We start from the raw sequence: 15,781 nt of genomic DNA, 5'->3' as shown, positions 1-15,781 counted from the left end.
TCGGCCTGGAGTCACAAAACTTGACGTAGGAAAGCCTGGAGTTGTTGTCAGAAAAGACGAGATAAGAGGGCTGTAACAGCGGTTTCGACCCGCAGGATACGGTCACCAAGCTGTACCGGGCTCAGTCCTGCCTTGCCCAGTAGCTCGACCTCATAGGGGATCCAGCCACCTTCTGGGCCGATGGCCAGGGTCACGGGGTGGTCCACCGCCCGTGGGCAGGCTGGGTAGGGCCCGGGGTGGCCGATTAGGCCCACGGTGCCATCGGCGATGGCCGGCAGGCGGTCCTCGACGAACGGCTTGAAACGTTTCTCGATGATCACTTCCGGCAATACGGTGTCGCGGGCCTGTTCCAGGCCGAGGACAAGTTGCTCGCGTATCGCCCCTGGGGTGAGGAACGGGGTTTGCCAGAAGCTCTTCTCGACCCGGTAGCTGTTGACCAGGATCAGGCGCGGTACGCCCAGGGTGGCGACTGTCTGGAAGACCCGGCGCAGCATCTTTGGCCGGGGCAAGGCCAGGACCAGGGTCAAGGGCAGCTTGGCGGGCGGCGCCTGCTCGAAGTTGACCTCGAGCTCGGCCTCATGCCCATTCAGGCGCAGCACCGTGGCCTTGCCCATCAGGCCGCCGAGCTGGCCGACACGCAGGCTGTCGCCGACTTCGACCCGGTGGATCTCTTGCATGTGGGTAAAACGCCGGTCAGCCAGGACCACGCGGTCGGCCGCGATGAAGTCGGCGTCTTCGAGTAGCAGCAGGTTCACGGTTGGGTCGCTGGCGGCTGGTCGTTGTGGTCGTCCGCGGCGTCTTCGCGGGTCTGGCTGCGTTTGCGGATCAGGCCGCCGAACAGCACGCCGATCTCGAACAGTAGCCACATGGGTACGGCCAGCAGGGTCTGGGAGAAGATGTCCGGCGGGGTCAGGATCATGCCGACGACGAAGCAGCCGATGATCACGTAGGGGCGGATCTTCCTCAGGTATTGCACGTCGACCACGCCGATCCACACCAGCAACACCACGGCCACCGGGATCTCGAAGGCTACGCCGAAGGCGAAGAACAGGGTCATGACGAAGTCCAGGTAGCTGGAGATGTCCGTCATCATCGATACGCCTTCGGGCGTGGCGCTGGCGAAGAAGCCGAAGATCAGCGGGAACACCAGGAAGTAGGCGAAGGCCATCCCGGCGTAGAACAGGAGGATGCTGGAAATCAGCAATGGAATAGCGATGCGCTTTTCATGGCGGTACAGGCCCGGTGCGATAAAGCCCCAGATCTGTTGCAGGATGAACGGCATGGCCAGGAACAGCGAGACGATCATGGTCAGCTTGAACGGCGTCAGGAACGGCGAGGCCACGTCGGTGGCGATCATCGTCGCATTAGCTGGCAAGTGGGCGCGCAGCGGCGCCGAGACCAGGGTGTAGATCTGCTGCGCGAAGGCGAACAGCCCGGCGAAGATCAGGAAGATGGCAGCAACGCAGCGCAACAGGCGCGTGCGCAGTTCGGTCAGGTGCGAGACCAGCGGCATCGGCTGGTCGTTTTCCGGGATTTCGCTCATGGGGCTCGTGGCGGTTGTGTCGGCTCGGACGCCGTGCCGGGGAGCGGCTCAGCGGTGCTGGTGCTGCTCTCGACAGGCGGCGTTGGCGCCTCGGGGCTTGCAGGCGTGACCGGCGTGTCCGCAGTCGGAGTCTGTGGGTTGAGGATTTTCCGTGCTTCCTGCTCCATGGAGAGGATGTGTTCGTTGTGCAACTGGCGGCGGATATCATCGGCGCCGATCTCGCGCTCGACTTCCTGCTTGATGCTGTTGAAGCTGCGCTTGAGCCGGCCGATCCACAGGCCAGCAGTGCGCGCGGCGCCCGGCAGGCGCTCGGGGCCGAGCACCAGCAGGGCTACCAGGCCGACGAGCAGCAGCTCGCTGAAGCTGATCCCGAACATCGGTCAGTCTTTCCGGGTCGGTTCTTGGACCGGTTGGGCCTGGCCGTCGATGGTGTGCGGCGGGTTCTGCGGCGCGGAAGTCTGGGACTGGACGGGTTGTGCCGGTGGTGGGGTTGGCTCGGCCGGTTTGGACTCTTCTTCGTTCATGGCCTTGCGGAAGCCCTTGATCGATTCGCCCAGATCGCTGCCGAGGTTCTTCAGCTTCTTGGTGCCGAACACCAGCACCACGACTACCAGCAGGACGATCCAGTGTTTCCAGTCAAAAATACCCATGGTGCACTCCTCGGATTTTATTCAGTTAGGCCGACGGCTGGCGTGCGGCCTTTTCCGCGTGCCCGGACAGGCCGAAGCGGCGCTCCAGTTCATCGAGCACGGCCTGCGGATGCTGGCCCAGCGCGCTGAGCATGACCAGGCTATGGAACCACAGGTCGGCGGTTTCATAGATGACATCGCTGCAATCACCGCTGTTGGCGGCGTCCTTGGCGGCGATGATGGTCTCTACCGATTCCTCGCCGAGCTTTTCCAGGATCTTGTTCAGCCCCTTGTGATGCAGGCTGGCCACGTAGGAACTGTCGGGTGCCGCGTTCTTGCGGGCTTCAAGCACTTCGGCGAGGCGGGTCAGGGTGTCGCTCATGTCAGTGTCCTGCGCTGTAGATGGCATCCGGATCCTTGAGGACCGGGTCGACGATTTTCCACTGGCCGTCCTCGAACACCCGGTAGAAACAGCTCTCGCGGCCGGTGTGGCAGGCGATATGGCCCAGTTGCTCGACCATCAGGATGATCACGTCAGCGTCGCAGTCCAGGCGTATCTCATGCAGCTTCTGCACGTGCCCCGATTCTTCACCCTTGCGCCACAGTTTGCCACGTGAGCGCGACCAGTAGATGGCGCGATGCTCAGCGGCGGTCAGGGCCAGGGATTCGCGGTTCATCCAGGCCATCATCAGTACGCGCCCGGTCTTGTGGTCTTGGGCGATTGCCGGTACCAGGCCATCGCTGTTCCACTTGATCTCGTCCAGCCAGTCTTTCATCGTCGACTCCAAAACCAGGCCCGCTCCTGTACCGGGCCCTTGCGCTAGTGTGCCAGCCAGCAGCGCGGCTGGCTATCGGCGCACGATCAGATAAAGTCCGGCAGCGAGCATCAGCCAGGCCGGCCAGGCGGCCGGCGCGCTGAGGCTGGCAGCGCCGGCGGCCAGGGTCGCACCACCGCCCAGCAGCCCCGCGCCGAGCAGGCGCAGTGCCCAGCCATCGTTTTGGCGCTGCTGTGGCATTTCCGGGTCGTTCAGGTGGGGGTGCGACAGCCGCTCGAGCAGGTCACGGGTCATGTCCGCCAGGTGCGGCAGTTGCTCGACTTGGCTCTGCAGGTTGCCGATGACCGTCTTCGGGCTCATGCGCTCGCGCATCCAGCGTTCGAGGAAGGGCTTGGCGGTGCTCCATAGGTCAAGGTCGGGATACAGCTGGCGGCCCAGGCCTTCGATATTGAGCAAGGTCTTTTGCAGCAACACCAGCTGTGGCTGGACCTCCATGTTGAAGCGCCGGGCTGTCTGGAACAGGCGCATCAGCACCTGACCGAAGGAGATGTCCTTCAGTGGCTTCTCGAAGATCGGTTCGCACACGGTGCGGATCGCTGCCTCGAACTCGTTGAGCTTGGTCTGCGCGGGTACCCAGCCGGAGTCGATGTGCAACTGGGCGACCCGGCGATAGTCGCGTTTGAAGAAGGCGAACAGGTTGCGCGCCAGGTAGTCCTGGTCCTCGGGAGTGAGGCTGCCGACGATGCCGCAGTCGATGGCGATGTACTGGGGACTCCAGGGCTTGACGGTGCTGACGAAGATGTTGCCTGGGTGCATGTCGGCGTGGAAGAAGCTGTCGCGAAACACCTGGGTGAAGAAAATCTCCACGCCACGCTCGGCGAGCATCTTCATGTCGGTACGCTGGTCGGCCAGGGTCGCCAGGTCGGTGACCGGCACGCCGTAGATCCGCTCCATCACCAATACCTTGGGGCGGCACAGGTCCCAGTACACCTGGGGCACGTACATCATCTCCGAACCTTCGAAGTTGCGCCGCAATTGGCTGGCGTTGGCGGCCTCGCGCAGCAGGTCGAGCTCATCGAAGATGGTCTTCTCGTAGTCCCTGACCACTTCCACCGGGTGCAGGCGGCGGGCGTCGGCGGAGACGCGTTCGGCACCCTTGGCGATCAGGAACAGCCAGGCCAGGTCCTGGGCGATCACTGGCTTGAGGCCGGGACGCACCACCTTGACCACCACTTCTTCGCCGCTCTTGAGCCGTGCGGCATGCACCTGGGCGACCGAGGCCGAGGCCAGGGGCTCGACATCGAAGCGGCTGAAGACTTCGCTGACCTTGGCACCGAGCTGTTCCTCGATCAGTGCCACGGCTTGCTTCGGGTCGAACGGTGGCACCCGGTCCTGCAGCAGCATCAGCTCATCGGCAATGTCGGTGGGCAATAGATCGCGGCGGGTCGAGAGCAACTGGCCGAACTTGATGAAGATCGGGCCCAGGTCCTGCAGGGCTTGACGCAGGCGGGCACCGCGGCTGAGCTCGGATGGCTTGCGCGGCAGCCAGCGCCAGGGCATGAGCAGGCGCAGGCTGCGCAGCCACCAGGGCAGGGGCAGGTCGAACAGCAGGTCATCGAGACGGTAGCGGATCACGACGCGCTGGATGCGCAACAGACGGCGGACGGCAAGCAGCTTCATGCTTTATCGCTGGTATCAAGGGATCGGGCAAGGCGCTGTACGCGCGCCTCGAGGCGTTCAATGTCTAGCTTGATCGAATCGAGCCCGCGGAAGGCCGCTTCGGCCTCGCGTTGGCCGACCAGGGTGCGGGCTTCTTCGGCCAGGTACTCGGACAGGTTCTGACTGAAACGCGTCAGGCCTTCGCGGGTCCAGCGGGCGCGCAGGCGCAGGTGGCCGGCGAGCAATGCGGTAGGCACGGGGCCAAGCCAGCGTGACAGCTCGTATTCCCAGTCCAACTCCAGGTCCTGCAATACGCCGAACAGGTCCAGCAACACCGCACTGTCGCCATGCAGCTCGACCTGCGGGCTGTGCAGCACGGCGTTCTTGTCCCCGGCGAAGGCCAGTTGCACCAGGCTGCCCGCAGGCGCACGCAGGGTGCAATCGACTTCGCCTTCCCAGTGCGCGGCAAGCATCAAGCCTTCTTCGTCGGGCAGGATGAACAGGCGCAGGGCCGGCTGGCGGCAGTCGATGGCAATCACCTTGCCTTCGAGCGCGGCCAGGCGCGGCAGCGCCGTGCTGTCCATGCGCAGGACACGGTTGAGGCCGTGCTCGACGCTGGCGAGAAGGCCGGCCAGGAGCATCAGGGCTTGATTCCCCGGTGCAGGGCGACGATGCCGCTGGTCATGTTGTGGTAGGTGACGCGATCGAAGCCGGCGTCGACCATCATGGCCTTGAGAGTTTCCTGGTCGGGGTGCATGCGGATCGACTCGGCCAGGTAACGGTAGCTCTCGGAGTCATTGGTGATCAGCTTGCCAGCCAGGGGCATGAACGCGAACGAATAGGCGTCGTAGGCCCTGGACATCAGCTTGTTGGTCGGCTTGGAGAACTCCAGCACCAGCAGGCGGCCACCGGGCTTGAGCACACGCAGCATCGAGCGCAGGGCATCTTCCTTGTGGGTGACGTTGCGCAGGCCGAAGGCGATGGTCACGCAGTCGAAGTGGTTGTCCGGGAACGGCAGTTTCTCCGCGTCGGCCTGGACGAACTCGATATTGCCGGCCACGCCACGGTCGAGCAGGCGGTCACGGCCGACCTTGAGCATCGATTCGTTGATGTCGGCCAGCACCACCTGGCCGGTGGGGCCGACCAGGCGTGAGAACTTGGCGGCCAGGTCACCGGTGCCACCGGCGATATCCAGTACCCGGTTGCCGCTGCGCACGCCGGACAGCTCGATGGTGAAGCGCTTCCACAGGCGGTGCATGCCGCCGGAGAGGATGTCGTTCATCAGGTCGTACTTGGCTGCCACCGAGTGGAAAACCTCGGCGACCTTCTGGGCCTTTTGGCTCTCCGGCACGTTCTGGTAGCCGAAATGGGTGGTGGGTTCGGCGTGGTCGCCTTTGCGCTGATCGTTCATATCGCTTCACCGGAAAAAATTACGGCCATTCTAGGGCGAACGGGCGGATTTGTCTTGGCGGGGTGTGCCGTCGAGCGGGTGCGGGCATAATGAGTATGTCTCTTTACCCAGGATCGGATGCATGACCCAGATCAGCGTTGAACGCAAACACAGCCTGGGCCGCGAAGCGGCGCGGGAAAAGGCTGAAGCCCTGGTCGACAGGCTGGCCCGCGAGTACGACCTCAAGGCCAAGTGGAATGGCGACCGCGTCGAGGTGTCGCGCAGCGGTGCCAATGGCAGCGTGCAGATCCTTGATGACAGCATCCGCATCGAGCTCAAGCTGGGCATGATGCTGTCGATGATGAGCGGAACCATCCGTAGCGAAATCGAGCGCGCCCTCGACAAAGCCCTCGCCTGACGGCTAAAGCGGCAAGCCAGGCTCCATCCTGATGCTGGCGCTCCGGCTTTGCTTGTCGCTTTAGGTTTGCTTCTGCTCTTAGGGTGAGGATTCTAATTTTTCTCCCTACCTTGTGCTCAAGCCCGAGATCCGTGGGCAGTTCCTCCATTCCCTTATGAGCGTGAGGTGCAGAGCATGGCCAAAGTGACCCTGAAGAAAAAAGACGACGTCCCGGGCAGCACCCTGGGCGAGGTGCGCGGCTACGCGCGCAAGATCTGGCTGGCGGGCCTGGGTGCCTATAGCCGCGTAGGCCAGGAGGGCTCCGAGTACGTCAAGGAGCTGATAAAGGCGGGTGAAGGTGTCGAGAAACGTGGCAAGAAACGCATCGACCACGAACTCGACGCAGCCAACAGCCAAGTCGATGAAGTGAAGCAGGAACTGACCAGCGTGCGTGGCAAGGTCGAAGTTCAGCTCGACAAAATCGAAAAGGCTTTCGACGCGCGGGTAGCCAGTGCCTTGAATCGCATTGGCATTCCGTCTAAACATGACGTTGAGGCATTGTCCATCAAGCTCGAGGAGCTGACGGCGTTGCTCGAGCGTGTCGCGCGCAAACAATAAGGAGAGCAGGATGGCTGGCAAGAAGAACACTGAAAAAGAAGGCAGCTCCTGGGTCGGGGGGATTGAAAAGTATTCCCGCAAGATCTGGTTGGCTGGCCTGGGTATCTACTCCAAGATCGACCAGGACGGCAGCAAGCTGTTCGATTCCCTGGTCAAGGATGGTGAGAAGGCAGAAAAACAGGCCAAGGGTGCAGTCGACTCGGCCAAGGCCGGTGCCAAGTCGGCATCTTCGCGGGTGACTGACGTGAAGGAGCGCGCGCTGGGTAAGTGGGGCGAACTCGAAGAGGCTTTCGACAAGCGCCTGAACAGCGCGATTTCGCGCCTGGGCGTACCGAGCCGCAACGAGATCAAGGCCCTGCACCAGCAGGTCGACACCCTGACCAAGCAGATCGAGAAGCTGACCGGTGCTTCGGTCAAGCCGGTATCGGCCAAGGCCGCCGCCAGCAAGACCACCGCCAAGCCGCTGGCCAAGGCTGCGGCCAAACCAACTGCTAAACCAGCCGCTAAGACCGCAGCGGCGAAGCCTGCCGCCAGCAAGACCGCAGCGGCGAAAGCCTCTGCGGCCAAGCCAGCAGCTAAGCCAGCAGCCAAGACCGCCGCCGCCAAGCCGGCAGCCAAGGCCACTGCGGCAAAACCTGCTGCGGCGAAGAAGCCAGCGGCGAAGAAGGCTCCGGCCAAACCAGCAGCGAAGCCGGTAGCACCGGCGGCCAGCGCGGCACCGGCGGCGGCCCCTGCGCCAGCGCCTGCAGCGTCCACGGCAACCCCATCGGCGCCAGTGCCCCCGGCCAGCCAGGCCTGAGTCCGCAGCGTTCGGTGTTTGCGCAAGCCAGTCCCCAGGTATCAACCTACCTGCGAGGGCTGGCTCGCCATCGCCAGCTGATGCTGGCTCCTATCTCGTTAAGCGCAAACCTCGCGCTTATCATCTTTCCAGATACCTTAGCGCCAACTGTTCCGCCGCTTGCCGCGCCGGTTGCTGCAGGTGTGGCGCCACCAGCATCATCACTTGGTACACGACGACCCCCACGTCTCCTTCGCGGGCCAGCACCCTTTGATAGTCCAAGGAGAACAGCAAGGTCAGGGTGATTTGCTCCACCAGTTGCCCTAGCGCCTGGGTCTCGCTGGTCACCTGGCCATGGGCCTTGAGGCTGGCGAGCAGGGCGGCCAGAGTGCGCTTGAGGGCGTTGATCAGGTTGCGCATGCCTCGGGCCAGCTTGGGCAGGCGTCCGGTCAGGTTGGACAAGTCCTGGAACAGGAAGCGGTACTGGGCCATGCGCTCGACGATCAGGTGCAGGAATAGCCAATAGTCCTCGGCATCCAGCCGCACCTCGAGCGGTGGGTCGAGCAGTGGTGTCAGTTCCTCCTCGAAGCGTTCGAACAGGCCCAGCACCAAAGGCTCCTTGCCATGGAAGTGGTAGTAGAGGTTGCCCGGGCTGATGCCCAGTTCGTTGGCGATCTCCAGGGTCGAGACGTTGGGCTCGCCCTGGCTGTTGAACAGTTGCAGGGCGCACTCGAGGATGCGATCGCGGGTCTTCATCCGGGCCATCCGCTCAACGCGCCATGACGTAGGTGCCGGGCGCTGGGTCCAGGGCAGGGTAGGTGGCGTTGCCCAGCTCGTTGCGGGGGGGCTTCAGGCTGCCGGAGCGCTGGCTGATCCAGTCCAGCCACAAGGGCCACCAACTGCCATCGCTGCGTTGCGCGTCGTGGAACCAGGCGCGCGGATCGCTGGAGAGGCGTGGGTTTTCGAGGTAGTAGGCCTTGGGATTGCCGGGCGGGTTGATGATGCTCTGGATATGTCCGCTGTTGGACAGCACGAAGCGTCGTTCGCCGCCGAGCAGCAGGGTCGAGCGGTAGACTGCATCCCAGGGCGTGATGTGATCGTTGCTGCCGGCCACGGTAAAGCTGTCGAGGTTGACTTGCTTGAGGTCGATGGGCGTACCGCAGACTTCCAGGCCGGCCGGGTGGGTCAGCGGATTGAGCTTGAAGAAGTCCAGCAGGTCGCCGTGCAGGGCGGCGGGCAGGCGGGTGTTGTCGGCGTTCCAGTAGAGGATGTCGAATGCCGGCGGTGTCTTACCGAGCAGGTAGTTGTTGACCCAGTAGTTCCAGATCAAGTCGTTGGGCCGCATCCAGGCGAAGATCCGCGCGACCTCACCGCCGTCGAGCACACCGCGTTGATAGGAGCGGCGCTTGGCCGCTTCGATGGTCTGCTCGTCGGCGAACAGGCTTGCCGGGCTGTCGAACTGACTGTCGAGCAGGCTGACCAGGTAGGTGGCGCTGCGCACCCGGCGCAACTGGTGCTTGGCTTGCAGGTGCCCCTGCAGAGCGGCCATGGTCAGGCCGCCAGCGCAGGCGCCAATGAGGTTGGGGTCGCGGTTGCCGCTGATGCTGCGGCAGGCATTGAGCGCTTCTTCCAGCGCCTGCACATAGCTGGACAGGCCCCATTCGCGGTGGCGCGGGTCAGGGTTGCGCCAACTGACCATGAAGACCTGCAGGCCGTTCTTGAGCATGTACTGGACGAAGCTATTGGCCGGGCTTAGGTCGAAGATATAGAACTTGTTGATCTGTGGCGGCACCACCAGCAACGGCCGGCTGAACTGTTTCTCGCTCATCGGCTTGTACTGGATCAGCTCCAGCAGCTCGTTGCGAAAGACCACGGCGCCCGGCGTGGTGGCCAGGTTGCCGCCGACTTCGAAAGCCTGCGGATCGACCTGGCGTGGCAGGCCGTTGTTGTGCCGCAGGTCGTCCAGCAGATGGCCCACGCCGCGCACCAGGCTCAGGCCGCCGGTATTGAGCAGTTCCTTGACCGCCATCGGGTTGAGCAGGGAGTTGCTCGGCGCCAGGGCGTCGTTGAGCAGGTTGAACAGAAAATGGGCGCGGGCCCGGTCGTCCGCGTCAAGGTGGCTGTCATCGATCCACAGGCGGGTCTGCTTTTGCCAGGCCAGGTAGGCTTGCAGGCCCCGCCGATAGAGGGGGTTCTGGCTCCAGGTCGGGTCGCTGAAGCGGCTGTCGCGTGGGTTCGGCTGGTATGGTGTGTCGCCGAGCATCACACGCCCCAGCTGGCCGCCCAGGGCCAACAGGTGTTTGGCTGTGTGGAAGGGGTTGCGTAGACCGTGGCGGCTGACATGGCGCAGTGTCGAGACCAGGTCGCGGCCGCGCAGGCCAGTGATTGCATTCTGCGCGTTCATGGTCGTGGCTGGGACCGATGTCGTCCCTTTTGCCGGTTTGTCTTTCATGGCAACACTCCCTCGTCCAGGCCATTATCTGCAAACAGATCGATCCAAGAGCGGCCGGTGTGAGCAGCGCTCACGTGGCCCCGCAGTACTGCCCTCAACCGCCAGAGGCGGGGCGGGGGTGCATGACTGCGCGTTGGCGCTCTTGCTGGAGGAACTTCATGATGATCGGGGCGACGGCTTCGGCCCGGGTGATGAGAAACAGGTGGCCGTCGTCGATTATGTGTAGCTGGGCATTGGGAATTCGCCAGGCCAGCAGGCGCATGTTGATCAATGGGATCAGCGGATCGTCGTCCCCGGCGAGTACCAGGGTGGGCTGGCGGATCTTGTGTAGCCAGTGGATGCTGGTCCAGCCGAGCCCGGCAAACAGTTGCCAGTAGTAGCCCATCTTGCCCCCGGAGCGCACCTTGGCCGCATGCGACAAGGCCAGGTCGGGGTCCCGGCGAAAGCCGCCACCATAGATCATGGGGGCGATACGGATCACGTGCGAAGGCTGCACATAGCGCCTTGGGCTGGCCATCATCCACAGGACCTTGGGCTTGCCCGGCACCATGAATGCCCCGGCAGCGGTAGCCGCCAGCACCAGCTTCTTGCAGCGTTCGGGATAGTCATGGGCGAATTGCTGGGCCAGCGCACCGCCCCAGGACACGCCAATGACGTTGACCTGGCCATAGTCCAGATAGTCGAGCATGCGCGCGGTCAGCTTGGCCAAGCCGGGGAAGCGGTAGGGATGCCGAGGTGTCGACGAACCGCCGACGCCAGGGACATCGAAGGCGATGACCTCCAGGTCCGGATCCAGGGCTTCGATGAAAGGGAAGACCAGCTCCAGGTTGGCGCCGATGCCATTGAAGATCAGCAAGGGCGTCAAGTGCGGCTTGCCTGGCCGGACCGCCGTGCGGATGGACTGACCATCCAGCTCGACGGTCCTGAAGATGTACGGTTGCGGCATGCGCGAAACCCTGTGGTGGATAAGTCGCCGTGACGCCCGCAGCCGTCACGGCGGTGGTGCTCAACGTTCGTGGACGTAGGTCCCTGGCGCCGCTTCGCCGGCGGGGAAGGCGCGGTTGCCCAGGCGCGTTGGCGCCTTCTTCAGCTCGCCGGAGCGCTCGGCCAGCCAGGCCTGCCAGTGCAGCCACCAGGAATCGGTGTGCTTGATGGCGTTTTCCTGCCACTCCTGGGGAGAGGCTGGTTGTTCGGTACTGGTCATGTAGCGTGCCTTGGGGTTGCCGGGCGGGTTGAGAATGCTCTGGATATGCCCGCTGTTGGACAGCACGAACTCGATCTTGCCGCCGAACAGCTGTGCCGAACGGTAGCAGGAATGCCAGGGAGTGATGTGGTCGGCAGTCCCGGCGACGCTGTAGATATCACAGTGGACCTTCTTCAGGTCGATGGGGGTGCCGGAGACTTCCAGGGCATCGGCGCGGATCAGCGGATTGTTCTTGAACATCTCGATCAAGTCGCCATGGAAGGCGGCCGGCAAACGTGTTGTGTCGTTGTTCCAGAACAGGATGTCGAACACCGGTGGTTCGTTGCCGAGCAGGTAGTTGTTGACCCAGTAGTTCCAGATCAGGTCATTGGGACGCATCCAGGCGAATACCTTGGCCATGTCGCTGCCCTCCAGGACACCTGCCTGGTAAGAGTGACGCTTGGCCGCCTCAAGTGTCTGCTCGTCCACGAACAGGGCGACCTGGGTGTCGACTGTGGTGTCGAGTACGCTCACCAGCAGGGTCAGGGCGTTGACCTTGGTCTCGCCCAGCGCGGCGTAGTGCCCGACCAGAGCGGTGCAGGTAATGCCGCCAGAGCAGGCGCCGAGTATGTTCAGATCCTTGCTGCCGGTGATCGCCAGCACTGCGTCGACCGCTTCCTTGAGGGCATCGATGTAGGTCGACAGGCCCCATTCGCGCTGGGTCTTGGTCGGGTTGCGCCAACTGACGATGAAGGTCTGTTGGTTGGAGCGCAGGCAGAAGCGCGCCAGGCTCTTCTCCGGGCTGAGGTCGAAGACATAGAACTTGTTGATCTGCGGCGGCACCACCAGCATCGGGCGTTGGTGTACCTGCTCGGTGATCGGGCGGTACTGGATCAGCTCCAGCACGTCATTGCGGTAGACCACGGCACCTTCGGTGGTACCCAGGCTCTTGCCGACCTCGAAGGCGTCCATGTTGACCTGGCTGGGCATACCGCCGTTGTTGACTAGGTCCTTGGCCAGGTTGGACAGGCCGTCGAGCAGGCTCTTGCCGCCGGTTTCGAAGAAACGCTTGACCGCTGCCGGGTTGGCCAGAGTGTTGGTGGGGGCCATGGCCTCGGTCATGAGGTTGATGACGAAATTGCCGCGGCTGATGTCCTGGGGCGACAGGTCGCTGTTATCGACCCAGTCGTGCAGTTCCTTGCGCCAGGCCAGGTAGGTTTGCAGGTAACGGCGGTACAGCGGGTTATGGGCCCAGGCAGGGTCGTTGAAACGACGGTCGTCGCTTTCAGGTTGAAGGGTGGACTTGCCCAGCAGCACGTTCTTGAGCTCGAGGCCGAAGTGCGCGACATGCTTGGCGCTGTGCAGGGGTTGGCGGATAGCTTGGCGCAACACAGTGCGCGCCGAGGTCAGCAGGTCCTTGCGGCGGATCCCGATGACCGGGTTCAGGCCCAGAGTGTTTTCCGAGGCTTGGCGCTGCAGCTCATCGTTGTTCTTGTTACTCATCTACGACGCTCCGTTGTCCTGAGACGAGTACCGGGTGGCTGTGGACGGGTACACAGACAAAAGCCCGGTACTGCTGCTCGGGTGACCAGTGATAACGAACAGCGGTGGTGCGACCGGATGCTTACGGCGATGAGCTGCGGTTTTTTCTGCGTGTGAAGACAGCCTGCTTTCGCTCGCGACCTCTACATACCGGCCTTGCCCCGCCCGCTCTTGAAACAGTGGAAACGATGCAGGGAACTTGCCAGTTCCATTGGTTACCCGACTTTGAAGTAATGCGCAAGACAGCCATTCATTGGTCGTCGTTCAGGCATTCAAGCAGATTGAATTAGAAAATGCGCTCTAAAGCCTGGGAGCCCTGCACTAGAGCATCAGCTTGACCACGGACTCGGATGGATCGCGGGATTTTCCGGCCTTGTGCAGTTCGTCGAGGTACTCGGCCCACAGCTGTTCCTGACGCAGGCACAACTGCTCCAGGTACTCCCAAGTGAACAATCCGCTGTCATGCCCGTCGTCGAAGGTCAATTTCAGTGCATATTGTCCGGCCGGCTCCAGACCGATCAGGCCGATGCCGAGCTTGCCGTATTGCAGGATCGGATTGCCGTGGCCCTGGACCTCGGCGGAGGGGGAATGCACGCGCAGGAATTCGGCGGGCAGGTGATAGACCTCGTCGGGCCCGTAGGTCAGGCTCAGGGTCTTGGAGGCTTTGTGAAGATTGATTGCGGTGGGCAATCTGGACATGACGGTGTTCTCTTGGCTTCAAGCTGCAAGCCTCAAGCTACAAGAGTCCCGCTGCAAGCCGCAAGCTTCAAGTCGATACGAGTCAACTTGCAGCTTGCGGCTTGTCACTTGCAGCTTTAGAGGATGTAGCGCGACAGGTCTTCGTTCTGCGCCAGCTCGCCCAGGTGGCTGTTGACGTACTCGGCATCGATGCGGATCGGCGCGTCGCTGTGGGCGCTGGCCAGATCACCGGCGCTGAACGACACCTCTTCGAGCAGGCGCTCGAGTAGGGTGTGCAGGCGGCGGGCACCGATGTTCTCGGTCTTCTCGTTGACCTGGTAGGCGATCTCGGCCAGGCGCTTGATGCCTTCCGGAGCGAACTCGATGTTCAGGCCTTCGGTCTTGAGCAGCTCGCGGTACTGTTCGGTGAGCGAGGCGTGCGGCTCGCTGAGGATGCGCTCGAAGTCTTCTGGAGTCAGGGCCTTGAGCTCGACGCGGATCGGCAGGCGGCCTTGCAGTTCGGGTACCAGGTCGCTCGGTTTGCTCAGGTGGAAGGCGCCGGAGGCGATGAACAGGATATGGTCGGTCTTGACCATGCCCAGCTTGGTGTTCACCGTGCAGCCTTCGATCAGCGGCAGCAGGTCGCGCTGCACACCTTCGCGGGAGACATCGGCGCCGCCGACGTTGCCACGTTTGGCCACCTTGTCGATCTCGTCGATGAACACGATGCCGTGCTGCTCGACGGCCTCCAGGGCTTTGGCCTTGAGCTCTTCCTCGTTGACCAGGCGGCTGGCTTCTTCGTCGCGCACCATCTTCAGTGCTTCCTTGACCTTCAGCTTGCGTGCTTTGCGCTTGCCCTTGCCCATGTTGGCGAACAGGCTCTGCAGCTGGTTGGTCATCTCTTCCATACCGGGTGGTGCGGCGATCTCGACGCCCATGGTTTCGGCGACTTCGATCTCGATTTCCTTGTCGTCCAGCTGGCCTTCGCGCAGGCGCTTGCGGAACAGCTGGCGGGTGTTGGAGTCGCTGTTGGAACTGGCGGCTTCCTCGGCGAAGCTGCTGGTGCGCGCCTGCGGCAGCAGGGCGTCGAGGATGCGGTCTTCGGCCGCGTCTTCGGCGCGGTGGCGCACGCGGATGATTTCTTGCTCGCGGAGCATCTTGATCGACGCATCGGCCAGGTCGCGGATGATCGATTCGACATCACGGCCGACATAGCCGACCTCGGTGAACTTGGTCGCTTCGACCTTGATGAACGGAGCGTTGGCCAGCTTGGCCAGGCGCCGGGCGATCTCGGTCTTGCCGACGCCGGTAGGGCCGATCATCAGGATGTTCTTCGGGGTCACTTCGACACGCAGCTCGGCAGGGAGCTGCATGCGCCGCCAGCGGTTGCGCAGGGCAATGGCCACGGCGCGCTTGGCGTCGTCCTGGCCGATGATGTGGCGGTTGAGTTCGTGGACGATCTCGCGGGGGGTCATGGACATGGTAATGATGGTCCTCGGGCGCAGTGAGTCAGCGTGGAAAAGCCCGGCCGCCGGGGCCGGGCGCCAGAACAACTGATCACTCGGCCAGGTCCTGCTCCTCGATGGTCAGGTTGTGGTTGGTGAACACGCAGATGTCACCGGCGATGTTCAGGGCGGTCTCGGCGATTTCGCGAGCCGACAGGTCGGTCTTGTTCAGCAAGGCACGGGCAGCGGCCTGGGCGTAGGCGCCACCGGAGCCCATGGCGATCAGGCCGTCTTCCGGCTCGACCACATCGCCATTGCCGGTGATGATCAAGGACGCGTCCTTGTTGGCGACGGCAAGCATGGCTTCGAGGCGGCTCAGGGAGCGGTCGGTACGCCATTCCTTGGCCAGCTCGACGGCGGCCCGGACCAGATGGCCCTGGTGTTTCTCCAGCTGGCCTTCGAAGCGCTCGAACAGGGTGAAGGCGTCGGCGGTGGCACCGGCGAAGCCGGCGATGACCTGGCCGTGATACAGGCGGCGGACTTTCTTGGCGTTGCCTTTCATCACGGTATTGCCGAGGGAAACCTGGCCGTCGCCACCCATGACGACTTTACCGTGGCGGCGGACTGAAACGATGGTGGTCAAGGGAGAGTCTCCACGCAGCGGGGCGAAAATGCCTGATGCAGACTCATA

General features: G+C 63.1%; 19 protein-coding genes. 3 read left to right on the top strand and 16 right to left on the bottom strand.

The features are described 5' to 3' along the window. Window positions 1–47: 47 nt before the first annotated feature. The 9 genes from ACYU03_RS24050 to ubiE form a co-directional block, all read right to left on the bottom strand. Window positions 48–755, bottom strand: coding sequence for a 16S rRNA (uracil(1498)-N(3))-methyltransferase (locus ACYU03_RS24050; protein ID WP_461887104.1), 708 nt, complete (start codon window positions 753–755; stop codon window positions 48–50). Then, window positions 752–1,543: a twin-arginine translocase subunit TatC gene (gene tatC / locus ACYU03_RS24045; protein WP_461887103.1), complete on the bottom strand. Its 792-nt coding sequence runs from the start codon at window positions 1,541–1,543 to the stop codon at window positions 752–754. Before tatC ends, ACYU03_RS24050 begins: the two co-directional genes overlap by 4 nt. After that, a complete protein-coding gene (gene tatB / locus ACYU03_RS24040) occupies window positions 1,540–1,920 on the bottom strand; it encodes a Sec-independent protein translocase protein TatB (protein WP_461887102.1) in 381 nt (126 codons plus the stop codon). Before tatB ends, tatC begins: the two co-directional genes overlap by 4 nt. Before the next feature lie 3 nt (window positions 1,921–1,923). Further along, window positions 1,924–2,193, bottom strand: a complete 270-nt coding sequence (locus ACYU03_RS24035; protein ID WP_461887101.1) for a twin-arginine translocase TatA/TatE family subunit — start codon at window positions 2,191–2,193, stop codon at window positions 1,924–1,926. A 25-nt stretch (window positions 2,194–2,218) separates the two neighbouring features. Further along, window positions 2,219–2,554 carry a phosphoribosyl-ATP diphosphatase gene (locus ACYU03_RS24030; RefSeq protein WP_461887100.1) on the bottom strand — a complete coding sequence of 112 codons (336 nt, stop codon included), beginning with the start codon at window positions 2,552–2,554 and terminating at the stop codon, window positions 2,219–2,221. Window position 2,555: 1 nt separating this feature from the next. Beyond that, the gene (hisI, locus tag ACYU03_RS24025; RefSeq protein WP_461887099.1) at window positions 2,556–2,948 is read right to left on the bottom strand and encodes a phosphoribosyl-AMP cyclohydrolase; all 393 of its coding nucleotides are present in this window, start codon (window positions 2,946–2,948) and stop codon (window positions 2,556–2,558) included. A gap of 72 nt (window positions 2,949–3,020) precedes the next feature. Beyond that, a complete protein-coding gene (gene ubiB / locus ACYU03_RS24020) occupies window positions 3,021–4,628 on the bottom strand; it encodes a ubiquinone biosynthesis regulatory protein kinase UbiB (RefSeq protein WP_461887098.1) in 1,608 nt (535 codons plus the stop codon). Then, window positions 4,625–5,248 carry a ubiquinone biosynthesis accessory factor UbiJ gene (locus ACYU03_RS24015; protein ID WP_461887097.1) on the bottom strand — a complete coding sequence of 208 codons (624 nt, stop codon included), beginning with the start codon at window positions 5,246–5,248 and terminating at the stop codon, window positions 4,625–4,627. Before ACYU03_RS24015 ends, ubiB begins: the two co-directional genes overlap by 4 nt. Beyond that, on the bottom strand, window positions 5,248–6,018 hold the full coding sequence (ubiE, locus tag ACYU03_RS24010) for a bifunctional demethylmenaquinone methyltransferase/2-methoxy-6-polyprenyl-1,4-benzoquinol methylase UbiE (RefSeq protein ID WP_461887096.1): 771 nt from the start codon (window positions 6,016–6,018) through the stop codon (window positions 5,248–5,250). The genes ACYU03_RS24015 and ubiE overlap by 1 nt, the downstream gene beginning before the upstream one ends. Before the next feature lie 121 nt (window positions 6,019–6,139). On the opposite strand from ubiE, the gene ACYU03_RS24005 reads away from it, so the two are divergent. The 3 genes from ACYU03_RS24005 (at window position 6,140) to ACYU03_RS23995 (ending at window position 7,811) form a co-directional block, all read left to right on the top strand. After that, window positions 6,140–6,415, top strand: a complete 276-nt coding sequence (locus ACYU03_RS24005; RefSeq protein ID WP_461887095.1) for a polyhydroxyalkanoic acid system family protein — start codon at window positions 6,140–6,142, stop codon at window positions 6,413–6,415. Window positions 6,416–6,589: 174 nt separating this feature from the next. Then, window positions 6,590–7,012 carry a phasin family protein gene (locus tag ACYU03_RS24000; RefSeq protein ID WP_461887094.1) on the top strand — a complete coding sequence of 141 codons (423 nt, stop codon included), beginning with the start codon at window positions 6,590–6,592 and terminating at the stop codon, window positions 7,010–7,012. A gap of 10 nt (window positions 7,013–7,022) precedes the next feature. Beyond that, window positions 7,023–7,811 (top strand): phasin family protein, encoded by a 789-nt coding sequence (locus tag ACYU03_RS23995; RefSeq protein WP_461887093.1) that lies wholly within the window; start codon window positions 7,023–7,025, stop codon window positions 7,809–7,811. A 120-nt stretch (window positions 7,812–7,931) separates the two neighbouring features. Here ACYU03_RS23995 and ACYU03_RS23990 read toward each other — a convergent pair whose 3' ends face one another. The 7 genes from ACYU03_RS23990 to hslV all read right to left on the bottom strand — a co-directional run bounded on the left by ACYU03_RS23990 (window position 7,932) and on the right by hslV (window position 15,733). Next, window positions 7,932–8,546, bottom strand: coding sequence for a TetR/AcrR family transcriptional regulator (locus ACYU03_RS23990; RefSeq protein WP_461887092.1), 615 nt, complete (start codon window positions 8,544–8,546; stop codon window positions 7,932–7,934). Between the two features lie 13 nt (window positions 8,547–8,559). Continuing rightward, on the bottom strand, window positions 8,560–10,242 hold the full coding sequence (gene phaC, locus ACYU03_RS23985; RefSeq protein ID WP_461887091.1) for a class II poly(R)-hydroxyalkanoic acid synthase: 1,683 nt from the start codon (window positions 10,240–10,242) through the stop codon (window positions 8,560–8,562). Between the two features lie 94 nt (window positions 10,243–10,336). Then, window positions 10,337–11,188, bottom strand: a complete 852-nt coding sequence (gene phaZ, locus ACYU03_RS23980) for a poly(3-hydroxyalkanoate) depolymerase (RefSeq protein WP_461887090.1) — start codon at window positions 11,186–11,188, stop codon at window positions 10,337–10,339. A gap of 60 nt (window positions 11,189–11,248) precedes the next feature. Further along, window positions 11,249–12,928 (bottom strand): class II poly(R)-hydroxyalkanoic acid synthase, encoded by a 1,680-nt coding sequence (gene phaC, locus ACYU03_RS23975; RefSeq protein ID WP_461887089.1) that lies wholly within the window; start codon window positions 12,926–12,928, stop codon window positions 11,249–11,251. Between the two features lie 360 nt (window positions 12,929–13,288). Beyond that, window positions 13,289–13,666 carry a gamma-butyrobetaine hydroxylase family protein gene (locus tag ACYU03_RS23970; protein WP_461887088.1) on the bottom strand — a complete coding sequence of 126 codons (378 nt, stop codon included), beginning with the start codon at window positions 13,664–13,666 and terminating at the stop codon, window positions 13,289–13,291. A gap of 116 nt (window positions 13,667–13,782) precedes the next feature. Continuing rightward, window positions 13,783–15,126: an ATP-dependent protease ATPase subunit HslU gene (gene hslU / locus ACYU03_RS23965; protein ID WP_461887087.1), complete on the bottom strand. Its 1,344-nt coding sequence runs from the start codon at window positions 15,124–15,126 to the stop codon at window positions 13,783–13,785. Window positions 15,127–15,202: 76 nt separating this feature from the next. Beyond that, window positions 15,203–15,733 carry an ATP-dependent protease subunit HslV gene (hslV, locus tag ACYU03_RS23960; RefSeq protein ID WP_084854004.1) on the bottom strand — a complete coding sequence of 177 codons (531 nt, stop codon included), beginning with the start codon at window positions 15,731–15,733 and terminating at the stop codon, window positions 15,203–15,205. Window positions 15,734–15,781: the final 48 nt, after the last annotated feature.

Source organism: Pseudomonas sp. X10 (assembly GCF_054889225.1).
Note: the sequence above shows the minus strand (reverse complement) of the source record. Positions and strands in the feature narration are given on the sequence as shown.